Consider the following 21667-nt stretch of genomic DNA (forward strand, 5'->3'; position numbering starts at 1 on the left):
CTCACTCCTCGCGTTCGGGGCCGTGGAAGATGGCGTCATAGGTTCTGGATTCGGGCGGAGCATCGCCCTTGGGTTTCAGCTCCTCGATCTTGAACGCGAAGGTGCTGTGTTCCTTCGCGATGACCGCCGGGTCGCTGGTCCAGACATAGATCTTGACCGCCTTGAGCCTGTCGGCATCGACGGGGATATCGAAGCTCGTTCCCCTGGCGCCGGCGCCGCCCACCATTTCCATCGTGGCGCCGGGCAGATCGTGAACCGACAGACGGAACGTGCGGGCTTCCTGGCGCTTGTTGAGGATCTTGACGGTATAGCCGTTGCGGATCGCGCCGTCCGACAGGGTGACGAAGAGCGGGTTGCGGTCCGGCACCACATTCACGTCGAGCTGGGTGCGGTGGATCAGCGTGAACAACATGGCGAGGCCGACGCCCGCCCAGGCCGTGAAATAGATGATGGTGCGCGGGCGGATGAGGTGGCGCCAGTTCCAGTGCCTGTTCTTGCCGGCCACGTTGGCGGCATAGAGGCCGGCGGTCGTATAGTTGATGAGGCCGCGCGGCTTGCCGATCTTGTCCATCACCGCATCGCAGGCATCGATGCAGAGCGCGCAGTTGATGCACTCAAGCTGGTTGCCGTCACGGATGTCGATGCCCATGGGGCAGACGGCCACACAGGCGTTGCAGTCAACGCAGTCGCCGGCCTTCAGGCCCTGGGCTTCCGCCTTCTTGAGGCCGGAGTGCCGCGGCTCGCCGCGCCAGGCATTGTAGGTGACGATGAGGGACTCCTCATCGAGCATGGCTCCCTGGATGCGCGGCCAGGGGCACATGTAGGTGCAGACCTGCTCGCGCATGAAGCCGGCGAAGGTGAAGGTGGTGGCCGTCAGTATGGCGATGGTGAAATAGGCCACCGAGGGCGCCTGACCGGTGATCAGTTCGTGGAAGAGGGTGGGGGCGTCGGCAAAATAAAACACCCAGAAGCCGCCCGTGGCGATGGCGATCAGCAGCCAGATGAGCATCTTGATCGCGCGCTTCGAGAGTTTGGAGGCGGACCAGGGTGCTGCATCGAGCCTGATGCGGGCGTTGCGGTCGCCCTCGATCTTGCTCTCGACCCAGATGAAGAGATCCGTCCACACCGTTTGCGGGCAGGCATAGCCGCACCAGGCGCGACCAAAAAGGGAGGTGACGAGGAACAGCCCGACGCCCGCCATGATGAGGAGGCCCGCAACATAATAGAATTCCTGCGGCCAGATCTCGATGAAGAAGAAATAGAAGCGGCGGTTCGCCATGTCGATGAGGATGGCCTGGTCCGGCGCATCGCCGGGCCTCGTCCAGCGCAGCCAGGGCGCCACGTAGTAGATGCCGAGCAGGATGAGCACCATCGCCCATTTGAAGCGGCGGAAGCGGCCATGGGCCGCCCTGGGGTGGATCGCCTCGCGCGAGGCATAAAGAGAGCGGTTCTCCGCCTTGTTGACCGGAACGGCGCTTTCCCTGCCGACCTCCGGCGGAGCATCGAGCGTATTGATAATCTGAACCATCGTTCCCCTCGGAAGCCGGGCTTTCCATTAGGACATACTAACAGAACCGAAATCCGCCATCCGTATCGCGACCGGAAGCCGCGTGCCGTGATGTCACGGCGCGCGGCCCCGCGGGAGTTTCCGTTACTGGGTTACCGGCGCTTCGCCGCCGCCCAGCGAGTGCACGTAGATCGCGAGTTCCTTGATGGTCGCGTCATCGAGGCGTTTGGTCCAGCCGGGCATGACGCCCATGCTGGGCTTCACGATCTGGGCCTTGATGTTGTCGATGCCGCCGCCATAGAGCCACAGCCTGTCGGTGAGGTTGGGGGCGCCGAACTCGCGGTTGCCCTTGCCGTCCTCGCCGTGGCAGGCCGCGCAGTTCTCCGCGAAAATCTGCTTGCCGGCTTCGGCCTTGCCCGCATCCGCCGTTTCGCCCGAGAGCGCCAGGACATGGTTGGCGACCTGGTCGATCTGCTCTGGCGTCAGAATGCCGTCGATGCCGAAGCTGGGCATTTGCGAGTCACGGGTGTTGGGATCGTCCGTGTAGCGGATGCCGTGCCGCAGCGTCGTGTAGATGGCCTCGGGCGAGCCGCCCCACAGCCAGTCGTCGTCGTTGAGGTTCGGGTAGCCCTTGCCGCCCGCGGCACCCGCGCCATGGCACTGCACGCAGTTGACCTTGAAGGCCGCGGCGCCGCCCGCCTGCGCATAGGCGAGGAGCTTGGGGTCCTTCATGATGTCGGGAAGGCTCATGGCGGCGATCCTGTCGACCGTGTCCTTCTGGGCGGCCGCGGCGGCCTGCATCTGCTGGGCGAACTGGCCGCGCGACGACCAGCCGAGAATGCCCTGCGTGGCGCCGCCCGGCAGCGGCCAGGCAGGATAGAGGATGGTATAGCCGATGGCCCAGATCACGCAGCCGTAGAAGGTGTAGAGCCACCACCTGGGCAGCGGCGTGTTGAGTTCCCTGATGCCGTCCCAGCTGTGGCCGGTTGTCGCGGTTCCCGAAACGTCGTCTTTTTCAGTCTGTATTGCCATTTCTCAGTCCTCGGAACCGTTCTCCAGGGGGATTTTCGCCAGCCGCTCGTACTCGGACTTCGAACCGGGCCGGAAGACGAAGGCGATCACGCCAGCGAAGAACAGGAACATCAGGAGGAGGCCCCAGCTGTCCGCCAATTGACGCAGGAAGGAGTAGTGTTCCATGGCCATTACCTCGACATGTCAGCCTTGAAGGTGGAGAAGTCGACGAGCGTGCCAAGCACCTGGAGATAGGCGATCACCGCGTCCATCTCCGTCACCTTGCCGTCACCGTCGAAGTTGCGGGCCACCGCCCTGGGGTAGCGCTGCATCAGGCCGTCGGTGTTCTCGCCGGTTGCCTGGGCCACGAGATCGGCCTCGGCGTTGTCGATGTCCTCCTGGCTGTACATGGCCCCGTTGCCGTTGTTCACGGTCAGGTTCATGGCCGAGAGATTGGCGCCGAAGCCCTTGGGCTCGATGGTCTTCGAGGCGAGGAAGGGGAAGCCCGGCATGATCGACTCGGGCACGACGTTGCGCGGATTGACCAGGTGCTGCCTGTGCCATTCGTCCGAGTACTTGCCGCCGACACGCGCCAGGTCAGGCCCCGTGCGCTTCGATCCCCACTGGAAGGGGTGGTCGAACTGCGACTCGGCGGCGAGCGAGTAGTGCCCATAGCGTTCGACCTCGTCCCGGAAGGGGCGGATCATCTGGCTGTGGCACACATAGCAGCCTTCGCGGATATAGACGTTGCGGCCCGCCAGTTCGAGCGGCGAGTAGGGGCGCATCCCCTCCACCTTCTCGATGGTGTTCTGCAGAAAGAACAGCGGAACGATCTGGACGAAACCGCCGACGGTCACCACCAGCAAGCTGAAGATCAGCAGCAGCGTGGCGTTCTTTTCGAGCGCTTCATGCTTCATGGCACCGGTGTCCTTTCCTTATGCCGCCGCCGAGACCATGCCGACGGGCTGGCTCACGGGCTGGGCGCCCCTGATGGTGCGATAGAGGTTGTAGACCATGATCAGGCTGCCCGCGAGGAACAGCGCGCCGCCGAAGGCGCGGATCACGTAGTAGGGGTGCATGGCCGCGACCGTTTCCACGAAGGAATAGGCGAGAAAGCCGTTGGCATCGTACTCGCGCCAAATCAGGCCCTGCATGATGCCCGCAACCCACATGGCCGCGGCGTAGACCACGATGCCCAGCGTGGCGAGCCACACATGCCAGCTGACGAGGGGCAACGAGTAGACTTCCTTCTGGCCATAGAGGCGCGGGATGAGGTGGTATACGCAGGCCATCGAGATCATGCCCACCCAGCCCAGCGCGCCGGAGTGAACGTGGCCGATGGTCCAGTCGGTGTAGTGCGACAGCGAGTTCACCGACTTGATCGACATCATCGGGCCTTCGAAGGTCGACATGCCGTAGAAGGCGACCGAGATCACCATCATGCGCAGCACGGGGTCGGTGCGGAGCTTGTCCCAGGCGCCCGACAGCGTCATCAGGCCGTTGATCATGCCGCCCCAGGAGGGCATCCACAGCATGATGGAGAACACCATGCCAAGGGTCTGCGCCCAGTCGGGCAGCGCGGTGTAGTGCAGGTGGTGCGGACCCGCCCAGATGTAGAGGAAGATCAGCGACCAGAAGTGCACGATCGACAGCCGGTAGGAATAGACCGGCCGGTTGGCGCGCTTGGGGATGAAATAATACATCATGCCGAGAAAGCCGGCGGTGAGGAAGAAGCCCACCGCGTTGTGGCCGTACCACCACTGCGTCAGCGCGTCCTGGACGCCGGAGAACAGCGAATAGCTCTTCGAGCCGAAGACCGACACCGGGATCGACAGGTTGTTGACGATGTGCAGCATGGCGATCGTCACGATGAAGGCAAGGTAGAACCAGTTGGCCACATAGATGTGGCTTTCCTTGCGCTGCAGCAGGGTGCCGAAGAACACCAGGAAATAGGCGACCCAGACCACCGTGAGCCAGAGGTCTACGTACCACTCGGGTTCGGCGTATTCGCGGCCCTCGGTGACGCCGAGCAGATAGCCCGTCGCGGCCAGCACGATGAACAGCTGGTAGCCCCAGAACACGAACCAGGCGAGGTTGCCCAGCGCCAGCCTCGTGCGGTTGGTCCGCTGCACCACGTAAAAGGAGGTGCAGAGCAGCGCGTTGCCGCCGAAGGCGAAGACCACGGCCGAGGTGTGGAGCGGGCGGAGCCTGCCGAAGTTGAACCATTCGAGATCGGGGTTCCAGGCCGGGTATGCCAGCTGCAGCGCGATGACGAGGCCGACGAGGAAGCCCACCACGCCCCAGAACACCGTGGCGATGGCGCCGTAACGCACCACCTCGTCCATGTAGCCGGAGGTGTCCGGCGCCGGCTTGCCGAAGCTTCTGGCCTTGAAGATCAGGGCCAGGATGGCGGCCAGCGCGAAGATGAACATGTGGATCGCGAAGGGCGTATCCGCCGCCTTGGCGCCCATGGTGATGGCGAACAGGGCGAGAAGGCCCCACAGGGCCATCATCGCCATGGCGCCGCCCCCGGAGGGCTGCCCCTTGTGTGTCATCGTACCAGCCCCCATCGGAGACCCCCTTTTTGAAGATAATCCACCAGCACGAATGCGTTTTGGGGGCGGCGGGTGCATTGACCTGGATCAATCGGCGCCGACCGCTTCCACGTCTCCGTAGAGATCTGCTCCTGACGTCTGAGCCGACGAAGCCAGTTCGCGGAACACCCTGATACGCCAGCCCAGGACGACGATCATGTGACGATGATCGGTCAGCTGGCCATTCTGGACGACCTATCAGGGCGCGCTGTTTGCGGGGGGGGGTCGCCCCGGCCCGGCCCGGCATCCAGGCGATCCGGGCGGAGGCGGGGGTTTAGGGCGCGCCAGTGCGAAGCACCTCATCCCGCGAAAGCCGGGATGACGGCAAGAAGGGATGACAGTCATTCCTTTATTAGGAAAATAGCCCTTGACAGCGCGCGCTCGGTGTGCTAGGAAAAGGCATGATCAAGACTTGGGTGAAGAATTGGGCGGCGGTTCTGTCCGCTTTGCTGTTTTTGGTGCGCCTAGTGCTCCGTTGCCGCCTCCCTGTCGATCCGCGGGGCGGCGATCACCGCCTGGGTGCGGCTCGAGACGTTGAGTTTCTGAAGGATGGCGGAGGACTGGGCCTCGATGGTGGCCTCGATGGTGGCCTCGGAGACATCGAGCTCATAGGCGATCTGCTTGTTGAGCAGGCCCTCCTTCAGCATCATCAGCACACGGATCGGCCGGGCGGTCAGCGTCGCCACGCGGCGCGCGATGTCCTCGGCCTCCCTGCCGACGGCGGAGGACTGGGCATAACCCCCGGGCTTCCGGATGTCGCCACTCTATGGCGCGTTGACCGCGCCGGGGATGGTGTCGATGCCGGCGGTCTGGGGGATGAAACCGCAGGCGTTGAGGTTAAGCGCCTCGCGGAACAGCGGGTGGTCATCGACGATCAGGATGCGCGTTGCCGCCATGGTTCAAAGGTCCTCCCCAAGCTCCCCGCGGCGATCTTCACCTCAGGGGAAGCGCTTGGCAAGTTTGGCCTATTCGATGGTCCGGCGGGGGGCGGAATCGAGCCGGCGCCTGGCGGCGAGGAAGGTGCGGCGCATCCAGGGGACGTCAGGCGCCTGCCAGTTGGGGGGAAGCCCCACCACCATGTCGAAGAAGGCGATGGCGTTGGCCGGGTTTTCCGCCACATTCTCGCGGAAGCTGTCCCAGAACCGGGGATCGTCCGCAACGCCCGATTCCGCGGGCTCCGCGGCCCCCATTTCGTGCAGCACGGCGGCCGCCACCGAGAGGCAGAAACTCGTGTAGGCATAGCCTTCGGGCCAGCGCTTCAGCCTGTGGTCGATGGCGGCGGGCAGCGCCGGCAGGCCCAGCCCGTCCGGCACGATGGCGGTGATGGGGCGGGCGGCCAGGAGCTCCTTCAGCATCATGCCGGCGGCGAAAATGGTGAAGTCCCTGCGGTCGAGGCCGGCCAGATGCTTGGTCTGGTCGAAATTCTGGCGCCAGCGCGAGAAGGCCTCGGCAAGCGCCGCGTGGTCCACTTCCGCCGCAAGGCCGCTGCCCCTGAACAGCAGATCGATGTTCTTCTCGAAGCTCCACAGGATCGTGCGGAAGCGGCGCGCCTCGTGGGCGAGGTCGCCAACTTTCCCGACTTCGGTCTTCAGGGGCGTGAGCATGATCCCAGTCTAGCCCCAAGCCGGCAAGTCTTGCAAATCAGGGACGAACGGGGCCACAAAGGCTTCAACACTCCGGTTCACCTTGCCCGGGCTTAACCTTGGCATCCTCTTTGCGGCCGTCGAAAAGGATCGCCGGGGTCAAGCCCGGCGAAGGTGAGTGAGGTGAGTGCGCGCGACCGACGGAAGAGGGGAAGTTGATGTCATCGCCCATGTCGAGCGACCTGAAGTCGGGCTCGCTGTTCTATCACGCGGAGCCGAAGCCGGGGAAACTGGAAATCCGGGCGACCAAGCCCCTGGGCAACCAGCGCGACATGGCGCTGGCCTATTCGCCGGGCGTTGCGGCGGTGTCCGAGGCGATCCATGCCGACGCGGCTCTGGTGTCGAAGTATACGAGCCGCGGCAATCTCGTCGGCGTTGTCACCAACGGCACGGCGGTGCTGGGGCTGGGCAACATCGGGCCGCTCGCCGCCAAGCCGGTGATGGAGGGCAAGGCGGTGCTGTTCAAGAAATTCGCCGACATCGACGTGTTCGACATCGAGCTGGCGGCGGAGACGGTGGACGGCATGGTGGCCTGCGTGGCCGCGCTGGAGCCCACCTTCGGCGCCATCAACCTCGAGGACATCAAGGCGCCTGAGTGCTTCGAGATCGAGCAGCAGCTCCGTGAACGGATGAATATTCCGGTGTTCCACGACGACCAGCACGGCACGGCGGTGATCGTGGGGGCCGCCGTCACCAATGCGCTGATGCTGGCGGGCAAGGAGTTTTCCGGGGTCAAGATCGTGGCCAGCGGAGCGGGCGCCGCCGCGCTCGCCTGCCTGAACCAGCTGGTGAGCCTGGGGGCGAAGGTTGAGAATATCTGGGTCACGGACCTTGAGGGCGTGGTGTTCAAGGGCCGCGGGAAACTGATGGACCGGTGGAAGGAGGTTTTCGCCAAGGACACGCAGGCGCGCACGCTTGCCGATGTGATCGCCGGCGCCGACATCTTCCTCGGCCTTTCGGCGGGCGGCGTGCTGAAGCCGGAACTTCTGAAGCAGATGGCGGGGGAACCCCTCATCCTGGCGCTGGCCAATCCGGACCCGGAAATCATGCCGGAGGAGGCGGTGGCGGCGAGGCCCGATGCGATGATCTGCACCGGGCGCTCGGACTATCCCAACCAGGTGAACAATGTGCTGTGCTTTCCCTATATCTTCCGGGGCGCCCTCGACGTGGGCGCTTCGACCATCAACGAGGCGATGAAGCAGGCGGCGGTGAACGCCATCGCGGGGCTTGCCCGCGAGACGCCGTCGGACGTGGTGGCCAGGGCCTATGGCGGCGAGGCGCGGCTGTTCGGCAAGGAGTCGCTGATCCCCGCGCCGTTCGATCCGCGGCTGATTCTGCGCGTGGCGCCCGCGGTGGCGCGGGCGGCGATGGAGAGCGGCGTCGCCACGAGGCCCATCGCCGATTTTGCCGCTTATGAGGAGCGGCTCGGCCGCTTCGTGTTCCGTTCGGGCTTCGTGATGCGGCAGATCTTCGCCGCCGCCAGGAAATCGCCGAAACGGGTGATCTATGCCGATGGCGAGGATGAGCGCGTGCTGCGCGCGGCGGAGGTTGTGCTGGAGGAGGGCATCGCCAGGCCCATCCTGATCGGCCGCCCGGCGGTGATCGAAACCCGTATCAGGCGCCATGGCCTCGGCATCCGTCCGGGCACGGACTTCGACGTCGTCAACCCCGAGGATGACCCGCGCTACAAGGAATATGTGCAGACCTATGTCGACGTCGCGGGGCGCCGCGGCATCACGCCCGATGCGGCGCGCACCCTCGTGCGCACCTCGACGACCGTGATCGCGGCGCTGGCGCTGAGGCGCGGCGAGGCCGATGCGATGATCTGCGGGCTTGAAGGCCGCTACCGCGCCAAGCTCCGCCATATCCGCGATATCGTCGGGCTGGCGCCGGGGGCGCGCGAATTCGCGGCGATGAGCCTGATGATCACCACGCGCGGCGTCGTGTTCCTCACCGACACGCATGTACAGGCGGAGCCTTCCGCCGAGGCCATGGCGGACACGGTGCTGATGTGCGCCGCGCACGTGCAGCGCTTCGGCATCACGCCCAAGGTGGCGCTCGTCGCGCATTCCGATTTCGGCGACTTCGACACGCCGATGACACTGCGCATGCGCCAGGCCCTCGCCATGGTGCATGCCCGCGCGCCGGACCTCATGATCGACGGCGAAATGAAGGCCGACACCGCGCTGATCGAGGCGGTGCGCCAGCGCAAGCTGCCGTCATCGGCGCTGAAGGGGGAGGCCAACCTTCTGGTGATGCCCGGCCTCACCTCCGCCAATGTCGCTTACCAGATCATGAAGGTCTTCGGCGATGCCCTGCCGGTGGGGCCGATCCTGCTGGGCACGGCCAAGCCCGCGCATATCCTGACCGGCTCCGTGACCTCGCGCGGCGTCGTGAACATGACGGCCATTGCCGTTGCCGAGGCAGCGACGGCCGCTCAAGGCTGATGACCTGAGGCCATGACAGCAAGGACTTACCTGATCGGCGTCGATACTGGGGGAACCTATACCGACGCCGCGGTGATCGAGGCGCAGGGGCACCGTGTGGTGGCCTCTGCCAAATCCATCACGACCAAGGGCGACCTCTCCATCGGCGTGACGGGGGCGATCACCGCCGCCGTGGCGAAGCTGCCAGAAGGCTTGCGGCCCGCGGACATTTCGCTCGTCTCCGTCTCCACCACGCTTGCCACCAATGCCGTGGTGGAGGGGCATGGCTCCGCCGTGGGGGCGATCCTTATCGGCTTCGACCAGGCCATGGCGGACCGGACGGGGATCGCCAGGGCGTTTCCCGGCATGCCGATCGCCATGATTCCGGGCGGGCATGACCACAATGGCGAAGAGGCGAGGCCCCTGGACGTGGAGGCGCTGGCCGCCGCCGTGGCGAAGATGCCGGCCGATGCCTTCGCCATTGCCGCCGCCTTCGCGGTGCGCAACCCGGAGCATGAGCAGCGCGCCGGCCAGATCGTGGCGCGGGCGACGGGGAAACCCGCGACGTTGTCAACCGAATTGACGTCGGCGCTGGATGCGCCGCGGCGCGCGCTCACCGCCGTGCTGAATGCGCGGCTGATCTCGCGCGTGTCAATGCTGATCTCCGCCGTGCGGCGCTCGATGGCGGAGCTGGGGATCGTCTGCCCACTGATGATCGTGAAGGGCGACGGAACGCTGGCGCTGGCCGAGCGCGTGGCGCTGCGGCCGATCGAGACGGTTCTCTCCGGCCCCGCCGCGAGCCTTGTCGGCGCGTCATGGCTGTGCGGGCGCAACGACTTCATCATGTCCGACATGGGGGGCACGACGACGGATTTGGGCGTGCTGCTCGGCGGGCGGCCGCGGGTGGCGGAGCAGGGCGCGGAAGTGGGCGGCTGGCGCACCATGGTGAGGGCCATCGATGTGAAGACCATCGGGCTGGGCGGCGACAGCGAGATCGCCATCGGGCTCAACGGCGCGATCGGCGTGGGGCCGCAGCGCGTGGCGCCGGTTTCGCTGCTCGCGTCCCGCTACCCCGAAGTGGCGGCGATGCTGGAGGCGGACCTCGCCGACACGGAGGGCGGCTCCCTGCATGGCAAGTTCGTGCTGAAGCCGTTCGGCGCCAGTGACGCGCTGACGGCGGAGGTGACGCCCAAGGAGGCCGAGCTTCTGGCCATGGTGGGCGAGCGGCCGAAGCCGATCCGCAGGATCGCGGTGTCATCCGCCGCGCAGCGGGCGCTCGCGTCGCTGAAGCGCAAGGGGCTGGTGCAGACCGGCGGCTTCACCCCGTCGGATGCCGCGCATGTGCTGGGGCTGCAGAACAACTGGCCGGGGCCCGCGGCGGAACTTGCCGCCAGGCTGATGGTGCGCTTCCGCGACATGAAACCGGGCGATGCCGAACGCGTTCGTGGCTTCTGCCGCGAGGTGTGGTCCGAGACGGTGCGTCTCACGTCGACGGTGATCCTCGAAACGGCCTTCGGCAAGAGCTTCGGCGGCCATGAGCTGGTCGATGCGGTGAGCTCCGGGCGGGGCCGGCTGGGGCTTGTGAAGGTGGCGCTGACGCCGTCGATTCCCGTTGTCGCCGTGGGCGGCCCGGTGCGGGTGTACTATGAAGAGGTTGGCAAGCGGCTTGGCTGCGAGATGATTTTTCCGCCCTTCTTCGATGTAGCCAACGCCGTTGGCGCGGCGACGGGCGTTGTCGCGCAGGCGGTGACCGTGGCGGTTGAAGGCGACGGCAGCGGGCTGTTCCGCGTGCTGGGGCCGAACGGGGCGAGCGCGTTCGCCTCCGGCGCCCAGGCGCTTGTGGCGGCCGAGGAGCAGGCCCGCGCGCTGGCGCTCGAAGCCGTGCGGCAACTCGGCGCAAAGGATGCGCAGGTGCAGGTTTCGGTGCGCAAGAGCCACCTGCCGGATGCGGCGGACGACAATGGTCTGCTCGAGGCCAAGATCCGGGCCGAGGCCATCGGGCGGCCTGAAACGGGAAGCCGCTGAGCGGAGCGCGATACGAGGCCGCTGCTGCCGGTGAAAGCCGTGCTGACCTTGCTGGTGTCACGAAAGCTGCCGGATGGCGGACACCCGCCTCAGGGTTGAAGGGCAGGCCACACCGGGGCATATAGGCCGGGCGCGGCGATTTCGGGGGAGGCGGGGGCGGCATGCAGGAGTTCTTTGCGGAGCATTTTTCGTTCATCACCACGCTCGAGGGCTGGGTGGCGCTGGCCACGCTGGTGGCCATGGAAGTTGTGCTCGGCATCGACAACCTGATCTTCATCTCGATCCTGTCCAACAAGCTGCCCGAGGCGGACCGTTCCCGGGCGCGGCGGCTCGGCATCGGCGGGGCGCTGATCATGCGGCTTATCCTGCTGGCGACGGTCGCTTACATCGCGCAGCTGACGGAGCCCCTGTTCCGCGCCTTCGACCAGGCGTTTTCCTGGCGTGACCTGATCCTGCTGGCGGGCGGGCTGTTCCTCCTCTGGAAGGCGACGAAGGAAATCCACCATTCCGTCGACCCCGATGACGGCAAGGAGAACATGGTGGGGCAGGCGACGCTGACCATCGGCGGCGCGATCTTCCAGATCCTGCTTCTGGACCTCGTGTTCTCGGTCGACTCCATCATCACGGCGGTGGGCATGACGGAGCATCTGGCGATCATGTATATCGCGGTGATCGTGGCCATGGCGGTGATGCTGTTCGCCGCCGATCCGCTGGGCCGCTTCATCGCGGCGAACCCGTCCATCGTCATGCTGGCGCTGGGCTTCCTCCTCATGATCGGCATGACGCTGATTGCCGATGCCTTCCACTTCCATGTGCCGCGCGGCTATGTTTATGCCGCCATGGGCTTCTCCACGCTGGTGGAGATGCTGAACCTGATGGCGCGTCGGGCGCGGCGGAAAAAGGGGGCGGCGGGGCATTGATGCAGGTCTTCTCCCGCTTCTTCAGCGGGAGAAGAAGGCGCCCGTTGCGGAACGCAACGGGGAGATGAGGGCGCGCAGGCGCTGCACCGCTGGAGCCCACGTCCCCTCACCTACCCCAACTTCGTTGGGGCCCCTTCCTCTCCCGCCTTGCGGGACAGGACGTTGATCGGCTAGAAGGCCCACCAATCCCCGAATTTGCAGGAAAGACGCTTCGCGATGGCCCGTCAATTCATCTATCACATGCAGGGGCTCACCAAGGCCTATGCGGGCGGCAAGAAGGTGCTGGAGAACATTCACCTGTCCTTCTACCCGGATGCCAAGATCGGCATACTCGGCCCCAACGGGTCGGGCAAATCGACGCTTCTCCGCATCATGGCCGGCATCGACAAGGAGTGGAACGGCGAGGCGTGGCTGGCAGACGGCGCGACGGTGGGCTACCTGCAGCAGGAGCCGGAACTTGACCCCGCACTCGACGTGATGGGCAACGTGATGGAAGGAGTGGCCCACAAGAAGGCGGTCCTCGACCAATACAACGCGCTGATGGCCGACTATAATGACGAGAACGCCGAGAAGGCCGGCAAGCTGCAGGACGTGATCGACGCCCAGAACCTGTGGGACCTCGAATCCCAGGTGGAGCAGGCGATGGACGCGCTGCGCTGCCCGCCGGGGGATGCGCAGATCGACAATCTTTCCGGTGGCGAGAAGCGCCGCGTGGCGCTGACCCAGCTGCTGCTGCGGAAGCCTGACCTGCTGCTGCTCGACGAACCCACCAACCACCTCGACGCCGAGTCGGTGAACTGGCTGGAGCACCATTTGCGCGACTATCCGGGCGCCATCCTGATCGTCACCCATGACCGCTACTTCCTCGATAATGTGACGGGCTGGATTCTGGAGCTCGACCGCGGCCGCGGCATTCCCTACGAGGGCAATTATTCCGCCTATCTCGGCCAGAAGGCCAAGCGCTTCGCGCAGGAATCACGCGAGGATGCGGCGCGCGAGAAGGCGCTGGCCCGCGAGCAGGAGTGGATCGCGGCCAGCCCCAAGGCCCGCCAGGCCAAGTCCAAGGCCCGCATCAAGGCTTATGACGAGCTGCTCAAGGTGAACGAGGACCGCCTGAAGTCAACGACGGCGCAGATCATCATCCCGCCGGGCGAGCGGCTGGGCAATACGGTGATCAACGTCGAGGGCCTCTCCAAGGCCTATGGCGACCGGCTGCTGATCGACAATCTGTCCTTCAAACTGCCGCCGGGCGGCATCGTCGGCATCATCGGGCCCAATGGTGCTGGCAAGACCACGCTGTTCCGCATGCTGACGGGCCAGGAGAAGCCCGACTCCGGCGCCATCACCATCGGCGACAGCGTGCATCTGGGTTATGTCGACCAGTCGCGCGACTCGCTCGACCCCAACAAAACCGTGTGGCAGGAAATCTCCGGCGGCAATGACGTGATCCATCTGGGCAAGCGCGAGATGAACTCGCGCGCCTATACGGGCGCCTTCAACTTCAAGGGCGGCGACCAGCAGCAGAAGGTGGGAACGCTCTCGGGCGGCCAGCGCAACCGCGTGCACCTGGCCAAGATGCTGAAATCCGGCGCCAATGTGCTCCTCCTCGACGAGCCGACCAACGACCTCGACACCGAAACGCTGGCCGCGCTCGAAGAGGCGCTCGAAGATTTCGCCGGCTGTGCCGTGGTCATCAGCCACGACCGCATGTTCCTCGACCGGCTGGCCACCCACATCCTCGCCTTCGAGGGCGACAGCCATGTGGAATGGTTCGAAGGCAATTTTCAGGACTACGAGGAAGACAAGAAGCGCCGCCTGGGCGAGGACAGCGTGATGCCGAAGCGCATCAGATATAAGCAGTTTGCGAGGTAGGAGGCGTTCGACCCCGGCGCATGTTCCGTTCAGGCGGAATTGCCTGGACGGAACATGCGCCAGACCATAAGCTTGAGCATGATATTGTCGCAAAAGCGGTTCCACCTTTGCGGATCATGCTCCAGCGCTCAGACAATCACCTCGCCCGGGCTTGACCCTAGCGTCCTTTTCAGAGGCACCAGAAAGGATGCCCCGGTCAAGCCGGGGCAAGGTGAAGGGAGGGGGTGGAACGTGGAACGGTAAGATGACGCCGCCTGCGGGCCATGCTAGGAATTGCGGAATCATAAACTGAGCATTCCGATGATGATCCTGTCCCGCCGCCTGTTTCTCGCCACGCTGGCTGCCGCCGCGACGCCCGCCCTTGCCGACGACCTGCCCCCGCCCGATCTTTCGCAGGAGCCTTTCCCGGTCAAGAACGACGAGAACAAGGTGGAATATAAGTTCCGCCGCCGCCAGATGGCGTACAACACCTCCGAGGCGCCGGGCACCATCGTCGTCGATCCCAAGGCGCGCTTCCTCTATTTCGTGCTGGGGAACGGCGAGGCGATCCGCTATGGCGCGTCGGTGGGCAAGCAGGGCCGCACCTGGTCCGGCTCCGCCACCATCGGCCGTATGGAGAAGTGGCCGACCTGGACGCCGACGCCGGAGCACATCGCGGAATTCCCGAAACTGGTGAAATACGTGCCGGGCGGCATGCCGGGCGGCCTCGACAACCCGATGGGCGCGCGCGCCCTCTATCTCTATCAGGGCGACGTCGACACCATCTACCGCATCCACGGCACCTATGACCCCTCGATGATCGGGCGCAAGAAGACGGCAGGCTGCGTGAGCCTCCTGAACGTCGACATCATCGACCTGTTCAACCGCGTGCAGATGGGCACCAAGGTGGTGGTGCTGGAGTATTGAGGCGTTCGGATCTGCCCATGTTCTTTTCGTTCAGGCGGTACCGTCTGAACGGAACAAGCGCCAGATCAAAAGCCTGAGCATGATCTTATCGCAAAACCGGTTCCACTTTTGCGGAGGGAGCTCGAGGCGGGGCAGCAGCCGTCTCCCGTCGCGGCGGTGATGCGCGTCAGTCGGCGAGATAGGCGAAGAGCCCGTCGATTCCCTTGCGCGAGATGGTGCCGGTGAACTTCGTGCGCATCTGCTGGGCGAGCCAGATGCCCTGCATGTTGACGTCCTTCACCTTATAGCCGCCGCCGGCCTTGGCGAGGCGGAAAACGATCTTCTTGCCCGAGGCGGAGCGGACGGCGACGGTGAAGCCGCTGTCGGTGGAATCGCAGTCGAGGATGTCCGTGATGCCGCCGCTCAGGCCCTGGCCATATTCCTTGAGCGTTTCGCCGATGAAGCTGCGGGTCAGGCTCAGATATTCGGCCTCGCGCGATTTCGGCAGGTCGTCGCGGTATTTGCCCAGCGCGAAAAGGCTGATCGCGCGCAGGTCGGAATAGCGCGCGGCGGCGCTGGCGAAGGCGGCGGGAGAGCCGGCGGCGGCGGCCCGGTCATAGGCCTGGCCGGCGTTTCTCACGAAGGCCTCCGCCGGGCAGCTTGCCGCCTGGGCCACGGCGAGGCAAGCAGGGATGGAAACTGCGAGAGCGGTCAGAGCAGCGAATAATCGGCGCAAGGTAATCACCTTCGGGAAGCCATCAGCGTGGCGAACACAGCATCATAGCTCGATTGAGGAAGATTTAAACTCCCCGCCGCTCCACCCGCTGCCATGCCGATCACTCCTCCGGTTTGCGCCCGCCCGCGATCTTCGCCTCGCGCAGGTGGAGGTTGAGGTTGGAGCCCTTGATGTCCTCGGGCCTTGCCAGCGCGAAGGTGCGCTTGCGCAGTTCCATGACCAGTTCGGCGCGGTCCTCGATATGGGCGATCTCCTCGAAGGGGATGGGCTCGCCCACCCGGATCCTGAGCCTGGAGCCGATGCGCCGCGCCGTTTCGCGGAACACCAGCGAGAGGCGCAGCGTGAGGCTCAGGTGGCTTGCCAGCTGGAACAGCCGCGAATTCTGGCCGACGAAGAACACCGGCACCACGGTGGCCTTCGAGGAACGCAGCAGCTTCGCGGTGAAGGGCGCCCAGGGCAGGTCCACCGCCGGGCCTTTCAGCGGCTTTTCCGAGGTCGAGACGCCTCCGCCGGGGAAGATGCCGATGGCATGGCCGGCGCGCAGCCAGGCCTGGGCCTCGATGCGGGAGCGGACATTGGTCTCGCGCGCCTCGCGGGTCGGGGCAAAGGCGACGGGGAGCAGGTTTTCGGCGGCCTCGGGGGCCTGGCAGAGCACGTCATTGGCCAGCACCTTGGTGTCAGGCCTCACCCTGGTGGCAAGCCAGGTCAGCGTGATGCCGTCCAGCACGCCATAGGGGTGGTTGGCGATGAAGAGCACGGGGCCCGTCCTCGGCGCGCGGGCCAGTGCCGCTTCGTCATAGTCCAGTTTCATGCGCAGCAGGCGCAGGGCGGAATCGAAGAAATTCTGGCCGTCTTTCAGGTTCTTCTGGTGCTGGAGATAAAGCTTCTTGAGCTTGCGCTGGCCGCCGATCTTCTCGATGGCCTGGATCACCGCGCGCTGCAGCACCGGCTGATCAGCGGTGGAATAGCTGAAACGGACCTTCTTGGGGGCGAGTGCGATGCTCTTTGGCATGGGCGACCGACTGTCATAAACCCGCTCATAAATGGCACCTCGCGTGTGTTCATGCAATGGAGACACGTCAAAGATAGGAAGTTCCGCCATGGAATTCGCCGATTCTCGCAACAATGTGACATGACAAGCTTTCGCCAGCCCCATGACGGGCATGTGACGGCTGCAAAACCGTGCATAGCCGGGCGTGGGCATTGCCCTTGCCGCGCAGTGCGGCCAGACTTGACGCCTGAAATCTCCAGAGAGGCCACATGTACAAGCTCTATGCCCGCAACCAGGCCGGATCGATGGCGGTGGAGGCGCTGCTCGCGGCCTGTGGCGCGCCCTATGAGGTGATCGTGCTGAACCGCAAGGAGGACGGCTCCTTCGAGGACTTCTTCCACGCCATCAACCCCAAGGCCGAGGTGCCCGCCCTTTTGCTGCCCGATGGCAGCGTGATGACGGAAAGTGCGGCGATGATGGTCCACATCACCGAGCAGTTTCCGCGGGCGGGGCTGGCGCCCATGCCGGGCGAGGCGGGCCGCGCCCAGTTCCTGCGCTGGCAGGTCTATCTCGCGGCGGCACTTTATGGCAGTGACCTGCGCCTGTTCTATCCGCAGCGTTTCACCACCGATGCGAATGGCGCGGAGGGCGTCAAGGCGCGCGCCGCCGGGATGATGGCGGATGAATTCGCGATCTATGCCCAGGCGCTGGGCGACCGGACCTTCATGCTGGGCAAGCTCAGCGCGCTGGACATTTACGCCGCCATGCTGTGCACTTGGGCGCCGGACATGGAGGCGCTGTTCGCGGCGCACCCGAACCTCAGGCGCATGTATGGCGCGGTGCTGGAGAATGACGCCGTGAAGGCGGTGTGGGCGCGCAACGAGATGTGAGACGCTGTCCGCGCCGCGCGTGTTTCAATCAGGCGGAATCACCTGGTCGGAACACGCGCCACATCAAAGCTTGAGCATGGTCTCATCGCAAAAGCGGATTCCCCTCTCGAAGAGAGTTTCGGCTGGGCCAAGACCATCGGCGGCGCAGCGAGGCTCAAGCTCCAATGATTTGCAAAGATAGAAACCATAGGCTTCAGCGCGTGCCTGGACGTTGTTCAGCAGATTGTGAGGTAATCTTTCATTAACCACGTTTCCCAACGCCCCGTTTACGCTGCGGAGGCAGACTGCCCGATCATCGGACCTGAGTGCGCCACGCGTGCGCCGGGACCTTGCGGTCGGAGTGGTTGGTATGTTGCGTTTCGCGCGGAACGGCATTGTTCTTGTCGCCATAGGTCTTGCCATTGCGGGCTGCGCATCGCACAAGCAAACAGCCAAGCGCGATCCCTTCGCCGGGCAGGGCAGCCCCATCTATCCCGGCAAGGGCCCCGTGCCGTGGGGCGGCGGTCGCTACCATGTCGGCAAGCCCTATCAGGTGGCGGGAGAGTGGTTCACACCCAAGGAGCAGCCGGGCTATGACAAGAAGGGCGTCGCGTCCTGGTATGGCGAGGATTTCAACCGCCGCAAAACGTCGAACGGCGAATGGTTCGACATGAACCGCCTCACCGCCGCCCATGCCACATTGCCGCTGCCGAGCTACGCCAAGGTCACCAATCTCGAAAACGGCCGTGAGATCGTGGTGCGCATCAATGACCGTGGACCCTTCGTCGACACCCGCGTGATGGACCTTTCGAAAGCCGCCGCGGCGGAGCTTGGCTATCTCAACCAGGGCACCGCCAGGGTGCGCGTGCAATATCTCGGCCCCGCGCCGCTCAGTGACAAGGGCGGCCACCACCTGATGGCGATGAACACCGAACTTGATCGCGGCATGCCTGCCCGCAGCCTCATTGCCGCCGCCGACCGCCGCAAGGGCAAGTCCGCCGCCGCCAGCGCAGTGGTGGCCCAGGCGGAGCCCGCAAAGAAGACGTCCGCACCCGCCGTCGAAACCGTCGCCTATCGGACGACGGCGGAGCCCGAGGCCCCCACGGCAGCGGCCGCGCCCACCATTGACGTCAGTTATTTCGTCCAACTCGGCTCCTTCGCCGACGGCGGCAATGCGGCGCGCGTGCGCGACCGGTTCTCCGCCGTCTGGCCGGTGCAATTCATCGAACTCTCCGGCGCCGCTGGCCCCATCTATCGCGTCCGCCTCGGGCCCATCTCCGGTTCCGGGGATGCCGAGACGGCTTTGTCGGATGCCCGGTCCGCCGGTTTCGCCGATGCCCGCCTGATCAGGACGGAAGCGGTGCAGGCTTCGTTGCAGTAACGCGGCCAAGCAGGGGCAGCGGGGTTTGCCCTGAATTGACTACCGTCCCGAAGCTCTCCAGCGCATGCTCCGGTCAGGTGGAGTCGCCTGACCGGATCATGCGCCAGATCAGTTGCTGGAGCATGATCTTGTCGCGAAAGTGGGTTCCACTTTTGCAGATCATGCTCTATCTCCTTGTCTGGCCGCGTTTTCGACGGTCAACCGGTGTCCACTTGACCTGAAAATGCTTTAGCCTTCGGAACATGATGCCAGTCCAGCGTTTCCGCAACGTCGCCTTCATTCTCCTGGCCGCCTGTCTGCTGTTGGCTCCGCCGGGGGCGCGCCAGCTCTTCGCCCAGAGCAAAGCGGACGAGCCCTATGAGCCGCGCGCGCAGGAGGCGATCCTGATCGATGCCCGCACCGGCCGCGTGCTGTTCGAAAAGAACGCCGACCTGGCCGTGCCGCCCGCCTCGATGAGCAAGCTGATGACCATGATCATGGTGTTCGAGGCGCTGAAGGCCGGCACGCTCACGCTCGACCAGAAATTCAGGGTCAGCGAGGATGCTTGGCGGCGCGGTGGCGCCTCCTCGGGCGGCTCCACCATGTATGCCGAACTCAATTCGGAAGTGGCGCTCGAAGACCTGATCAAGGGCGTCGTCGTGCAATCGGCCAACGATGCCTGCATCGTCATTGCCGAAAACATGGCTGGCAGCGAAGCCGCTTTCGCCGAACTGATGACCAAGCGCGCCCATGAGCTCGGCGCCACCAACGCCACCTTCAGGAACGCCACGGGTCTGCCCGACCCTGGGCACACGATGAGCGTGCGCGACCTCGCCATCCTGGCGCGCTACATCATCAACACCTTCCCAGAATACTATAGATACTACTCGATCCCGGAATTCACCTGGAACAAGATCAGGCAGCAGAACCGCAACCCGCTGCTCAAGGACTATTCGGGTGCGGATGGCATGAAGACCGGCTACACCAAGGAAGCGGGTTATGGCCTGATCGGCTCCGCCCTGCGCGACGGGCGCCGCCTTATCGTGGTGATCGCAGGCCTCAGGAGCATCAATGACCGCAGGCAGGAGGCTCAGAGTCTGCTCGACTGGGGCTTCAGCCAATTCCGTACAATGGACGTCTATGCCAAGGGTGACCGGGTGGGCCAGGCCCGGGTCTGGGGCGGTACCGCGCGCAACGTGCCGCTGCTGGTGGGCGACGACGTCAAGGTGTCGCTCACACGGCAGGAAAAGGAACTGGCGGACATAAAGCTCAGCTACACAGGGCCGCTGTTGGCGCCCGTCAGCAACGGCCAGAAGGTGGGCGAGGTGCGCTTCATGGTCGATGGAGTCGCGGTGGCCGAAGTGCCGGTGGTGACGGGTGGCGCGGTGCCCGTGGAAAACTCCATGTGGTCGCGCGCCATCGACTCGGTCTTCATCATGGTCTTCGGCAGCTGAGCATGATCCGCAAAAGTGGAACCGGTTTTGCGAAAAGATCATGCTCAAGCCTTTGATCTGGCGCATGTTCTTTTCGTTAATGCGATTCCGCCTGAACGGAACACGCGCTCGGGCGATGGCGAACATCTTTCCCTTTTGCGGTCCTGTCAGCCGAAGCTGGCATCCGGCCTCCGCCGGCATGGCGGGCGCTTTGTAATGTCATCGCTGTTTATCACCTTCGAAGGCGGCGAAGGCTCCGGCAAATCGACGCAAATCCGCCGTCTCGCCGCGACGCTGCAGGGGCAGGGCAGGGATGTGCTCATCACCCGCGAACCCGGCGGCACGCCGGAAGCCGAGGCGATCCGCTCCCTTCTCGTCTCGGGCGATGTCGCCCGCTGGACGGCAAAGTCCGAGGCGCTGCTGAACTACGCCGCCCGCGAACAGCACCTCGATCAGGTCATCCGCCCCGCGCTCGCTGGCGGCAAGACCGTGCTCTGCGACCGCTTCATGGATTCGACCCGCGCCTATCAGGGCTATGCGGGTGGCTGCGACTTGGGGTTCATCGACGCGCTGGAGAAGGCTGTCGTCGGTCCGGCGCGCCCCGGCCTCACGCTGATATTCGATATCGACCCGGCGATCGGGCTTGCGCGCGCCCGGTCGCGCGGCGATGCCCAGGCCGAGGACCGTTATGAGCGCAAGGGTCTCGTCTTCCACGAGAAGCTCCGCGAGGGCTTCCTCGACATCCTCCGCAAGGAGCCGAAGCGCTGCCGCCTCGTCGATGCATCGCGGGGGATCGACGCGGTCGCCGACGACGTTTGGTCCATCGTCAAGGCCGCTGTGTGATGGCGGAGGAGTTCAAGGACCCGCGCGACGTTCCCTGGCACCCGCGATCTGCAACGGAACTGATCGGCCACGAAAATGATGAATCCAGGCTGCTCCAGGCGGCCCAGACAGGAAAGTTACACCATGCCTGGTTGATCTCCGGTCCCAAGGGAATCGGAAAGGCCACGCTTGCCTACAGGTTTGCGAAATTCCTCCTGCAGACCCCAACGGCGGAGAAAGCGCGCAAACACAACTCGCTTCATGTTCCGCCGGACAGTCATGTGTTCCGCCAGATCGCCGCCGGAGCCCATCCCGACCTGTTGGTCATCGAGCGCGGCGTGGATCAGCGGAGCAAGCGGCTGAAAACGGAGATTGCGGTCGATGACGCCCGACGGGCGCAGAATTTCTTCGCCCAAACCGCGGCAACCGGCGGCTGGAGGGTGGCGGTCGTCGATCCGGCGGATGATCTCAACACCGCATCGGCGAACGCGCTGCTGAAGATCATCGAAGAGCCTCCGAAACAGTCCATTTTCCTGATCGTCGCGCACCAGCCGGGGCGGCTTCTGCCAACCA

At 64.9% G+C, this 21667-nt stretch carries 20 protein-coding genes; 10 read left to right on the forward strand and 10 right to left on the reverse strand.

Going from position 1 to position 21667, the window contains the following annotated elements:
• Window position 1: 1 nt before the first annotated feature.
• The 8 genes from ccoG to IOC69_RS08155 form a co-directional block, all read right to left on the reverse strand.
• A complete protein-coding gene (gene ccoG / locus IOC69_RS08120) occupies window positions 2–1528 on the reverse strand; it encodes a cytochrome c oxidase accessory protein CcoG (RefSeq protein WP_290543041.1) in 1527 nt (508 codons plus the stop codon).
• A 123-nt stretch (window positions 1529–1651) separates the two neighbouring features.
• Window positions 1652–2539, reverse strand: a complete 888-nt coding sequence (gene ccoP / locus IOC69_RS08125; RefSeq protein ID WP_290543042.1) for a cytochrome-c oxidase, cbb3-type subunit III — start codon at window positions 2537–2539, stop codon at window positions 1652–1654.
• Window positions 2540–2542: 3 nt separating this feature from the next.
• A complete protein-coding gene (locus IOC69_RS08130) occupies window positions 2543–2704 on the reverse strand; it encodes a cbb3-type cytochrome c oxidase subunit 3 (protein WP_290543043.1) in 162 nt (53 codons plus the stop codon).
• 5 nt (window positions 2705–2709) lie between these two features.
• Entirely contained in the window at window positions 2710–3435 is a 726-nt protein-coding gene (gene ccoO, locus IOC69_RS08135; RefSeq protein WP_290543044.1) for a cytochrome-c oxidase, cbb3-type subunit II, read from the reverse strand.
• Between the two features lie 18 nt (window positions 3436–3453).
• On the reverse strand, window positions 3454–5031 hold the full coding sequence (gene ccoN / locus IOC69_RS08140; RefSeq protein ID WP_290543063.1) for a cytochrome-c oxidase, cbb3-type subunit I: 1578 nt from the start codon (window positions 5029–5031) through the stop codon (window positions 3454–3456).
• A 545-nt stretch (window positions 5032–5576) separates the two neighbouring features.
• A complete protein-coding gene (locus IOC69_RS08145; RefSeq protein WP_290543045.1) occupies window positions 5577–5798 on the reverse strand; it encodes a LuxR C-terminal-related transcriptional regulator in 222 nt (73 codons plus the stop codon).
• Window positions 5799–5876: 78 nt separating this feature from the next.
• On the reverse strand, window positions 5877–6008 hold the full coding sequence (locus IOC69_RS08150) for a hypothetical protein (protein WP_290543046.1): 132 nt from the start codon (window positions 6006–6008) through the stop codon (window positions 5877–5879).
• A gap of 69 nt (window positions 6009–6077) precedes the next feature.
• Entirely contained in the window at window positions 6078–6716 is a 639-nt protein-coding gene (locus IOC69_RS08155; RefSeq protein WP_290543047.1) for a hypothetical protein, read from the reverse strand.
• Between the two features lie 197 nt (window positions 6717–6913).
• Here IOC69_RS08155 and IOC69_RS08160 point away from each other — a divergent pair, with 197 nt between their 5' ends.
• The 5 genes from IOC69_RS08160 to IOC69_RS08180 all read left to right on the forward strand — a co-directional run bounded on the left by IOC69_RS08160 (window position 6914) and on the right by IOC69_RS08180 (window position 14904).
• A complete protein-coding gene (locus tag IOC69_RS08160) occupies window positions 6914–9202 on the forward strand; it encodes an NADP-dependent malic enzyme (RefSeq protein ID WP_290543048.1) in 2289 nt (762 codons plus the stop codon).
• A 12-nt stretch (window positions 9203–9214) separates the two neighbouring features.
• Window positions 9215–11206, forward strand: a complete 1992-nt coding sequence (locus IOC69_RS08165; protein WP_290543049.1) for a hydantoinase/oxoprolinase family protein — start codon at window positions 9215–9217, stop codon at window positions 11204–11206.
• Window positions 11207–11367: 161 nt separating this feature from the next.
• Window positions 11368–12126, forward strand: a complete 759-nt coding sequence (locus IOC69_RS08170) for a TerC family protein (protein WP_290543050.1) — start codon at window positions 11368–11370, stop codon at window positions 12124–12126.
• Between the two features lie 216 nt (window positions 12127–12342).
• Entirely contained in the window at window positions 12343–13998 is a 1656-nt protein-coding gene (gene ettA, locus IOC69_RS08175; protein WP_290543051.1) for an energy-dependent translational throttle protein EttA, read from the forward strand.
• Between the two features lie 300 nt (window positions 13999–14298).
• Window positions 14299–14904, forward strand: coding sequence for a L,D-transpeptidase (locus IOC69_RS08180; protein ID WP_290543052.1), 606 nt, complete (start codon window positions 14299–14301; stop codon window positions 14902–14904).
• Window positions 14905–15070: 166 nt separating this feature from the next.
• Here the strand turns inward: IOC69_RS08180 and IOC69_RS08185 are convergent, their stop codons facing one another.
• On the reverse strand, window positions 15071–15523 hold the full coding sequence (locus tag IOC69_RS08185) for an ABC transporter substrate-binding protein (RefSeq protein ID WP_290543053.1): 453 nt from the start codon (window positions 15521–15523) through the stop codon (window positions 15071–15073).
• A 196-nt stretch (window positions 15524–15719) separates the two neighbouring features.
• Window positions 15720–16631, reverse strand: a complete 912-nt coding sequence (locus IOC69_RS08190; protein WP_290543054.1) for a lysophospholipid acyltransferase family protein — start codon at window positions 16629–16631, stop codon at window positions 15720–15722.
• Window positions 16632–16879: 248 nt separating this feature from the next.
• On the opposite strand from IOC69_RS08190, the gene IOC69_RS08195 reads away from it, so the two are divergent.
• The 5 genes from IOC69_RS08195 to IOC69_RS08215 form a co-directional block, all read left to right on the forward strand.
• Window positions 16880–17500: a glutathione S-transferase family protein gene (locus IOC69_RS08195; protein ID WP_290543055.1), complete on the forward strand. Its 621-nt coding sequence runs from the start codon at window positions 16880–16882 to the stop codon at window positions 17498–17500.
• Between the two features lie 349 nt (window positions 17501–17849).
• Window positions 17850–18860, forward strand: coding sequence for a septal ring lytic transglycosylase RlpA family protein (locus IOC69_RS08200; RefSeq protein WP_290543056.1), 1011 nt, complete (start codon window positions 17850–17852; stop codon window positions 18858–18860).
• A 242-nt stretch (window positions 18861–19102) separates the two neighbouring features.
• Complete coding sequence (locus tag IOC69_RS08205) at window positions 19103–20293, forward strand: D-alanyl-D-alanine carboxypeptidase family protein (RefSeq protein WP_290543057.1); 1191 nt, start codon at window positions 19103–19105, stop codon at window positions 20291–20293.
• A gap of 195 nt (window positions 20294–20488) precedes the next feature.
• Window positions 20489–21115 carry a dTMP kinase gene (gene tmk, locus IOC69_RS08210; RefSeq protein WP_290543058.1) on the forward strand — a complete coding sequence of 209 codons (627 nt, stop codon included), beginning with the start codon at window positions 20489–20491 and terminating at the stop codon, window positions 21113–21115.
• Window positions 21115–21667: DNA polymerase III subunit delta' (locus IOC69_RS08215; protein ID WP_290543059.1), on the forward strand; the 553-nt coding region annotated here is incomplete at its 3' end. The genes tmk and IOC69_RS08215, both read left to right, overlap by 1 nt.

Origin of the sequence: Aestuariivirga sp. (assembly GCF_020252405.1) — a bacterium.
In the GTDB taxonomy this organism is placed as follows: domain Bacteria; phylum Pseudomonadota; class Alphaproteobacteria; order Rhizobiales; family Aestuariivirgaceae; genus Aestuariivirga.

What these genes read in the sequence shown, in the direction of transcription:
- IOC69_RS08170 (WP_290543050.1), top strand. Translation starts at nt 11,368, where the DNA reads ATGCAGGAGTTCTTTGCGGAGCATTTTTCGTTCATCACCACGCTCGAG.
- IOC69_RS08200 (WP_290543056.1), top strand. Translation starts at nt 17,850, where the DNA reads ATGTTGCGTTTCGCGCGGAACGGCATTGTTCTTGTCGCCATAGGTCTT.
- IOC69_RS08195 (WP_290543055.1), top strand. Translation starts at nt 16,880, where the DNA reads ATGTACAAGCTCTATGCCCGCAACCAGGCCGGATCGATGGCGGTGGAG.
- IOC69_RS08205 (WP_290543057.1), top strand. Translation starts at nt 19,103, where the DNA reads ATGATGCCAGTCCAGCGTTTCCGCAACGTCGCCTTCATTCTCCTGGCC.
- ccoO (WP_290543044.1), bottom strand. Translation starts at nt 3,435, where the DNA reads ATGAAGCATGAAGCGCTCGAAAAGAACGCCACGCTGCTGCTGATCTTC.
- IOC69_RS08180 (WP_290543052.1), top strand. Translation starts at nt 14,299, where the DNA reads ATGATGATCCTGTCCCGCCGCCTGTTTCTCGCCACGCTGGCTGCCGCC.
- ccoN (WP_290543063.1), bottom strand. Translation starts at nt 5,031, where the DNA reads ATGATGGCCCTGTGGGGCCTTCTCGCCCTGTTCGCCATCACCATGGGC.
- IOC69_RS08155 (WP_290543047.1), bottom strand. Translation starts at nt 6,716, where the DNA reads ATGCTCACGCCCCTGAAGACCGAAGTCGGGAAAGTTGGCGACCTCGCC.
- IOC69_RS08160 (WP_290543048.1), top strand. Translation starts at nt 6,914, where the DNA reads ATGTCATCGCCCATGTCGAGCGACCTGAAGTCGGGCTCGCTGTTCTAT.
- ccoG (WP_290543041.1), bottom strand. Translation starts at nt 1,528, where the DNA reads ATGGTTCAGATTATCAATACGCTCGATGCTCCGCCGGAGGTCGGCAGG.
- IOC69_RS08190 (WP_290543054.1), bottom strand. Translation starts at nt 16,631, where the DNA reads ATGCCAAAGAGCATCGCACTCGCCCCCAAGAAGGTCCGTTTCAGCTAT.
- ettA (WP_290543051.1), top strand. Translation starts at nt 12,343, where the DNA reads ATGGCCCGTCAATTCATCTATCACATGCAGGGGCTCACCAAGGCCTAT.
- IOC69_RS08165 (WP_290543049.1), top strand. Translation starts at nt 9,215, where the DNA reads ATGACAGCAAGGACTTACCTGATCGGCGTCGATACTGGGGGAACCTAT.
- IOC69_RS08130 (WP_290543043.1), bottom strand. Translation starts at nt 2,704, where the DNA reads ATGGAACACTACTCCTTCCTGCGTCAATTGGCGGACAGCTGGGGCCTC.
- ccoP (WP_290543042.1), bottom strand. Translation starts at nt 2,539, where the DNA reads ATGGCAATACAGACTGAAAAAGACGACGTTTCGGGAACCGCGACAACC.
- tmk (WP_290543058.1), top strand. Translation starts at nt 20,489, where the DNA reads ATGTCATCGCTGTTTATCACCTTCGAAGGCGGCGAAGGCTCCGGCAAA.
- IOC69_RS08150 (WP_290543046.1), bottom strand. Translation starts at nt 6,008, where the DNA reads ATGGCGGCAACGCGCATCCTGATCGTCGATGACCACCCGCTGTTCCGC.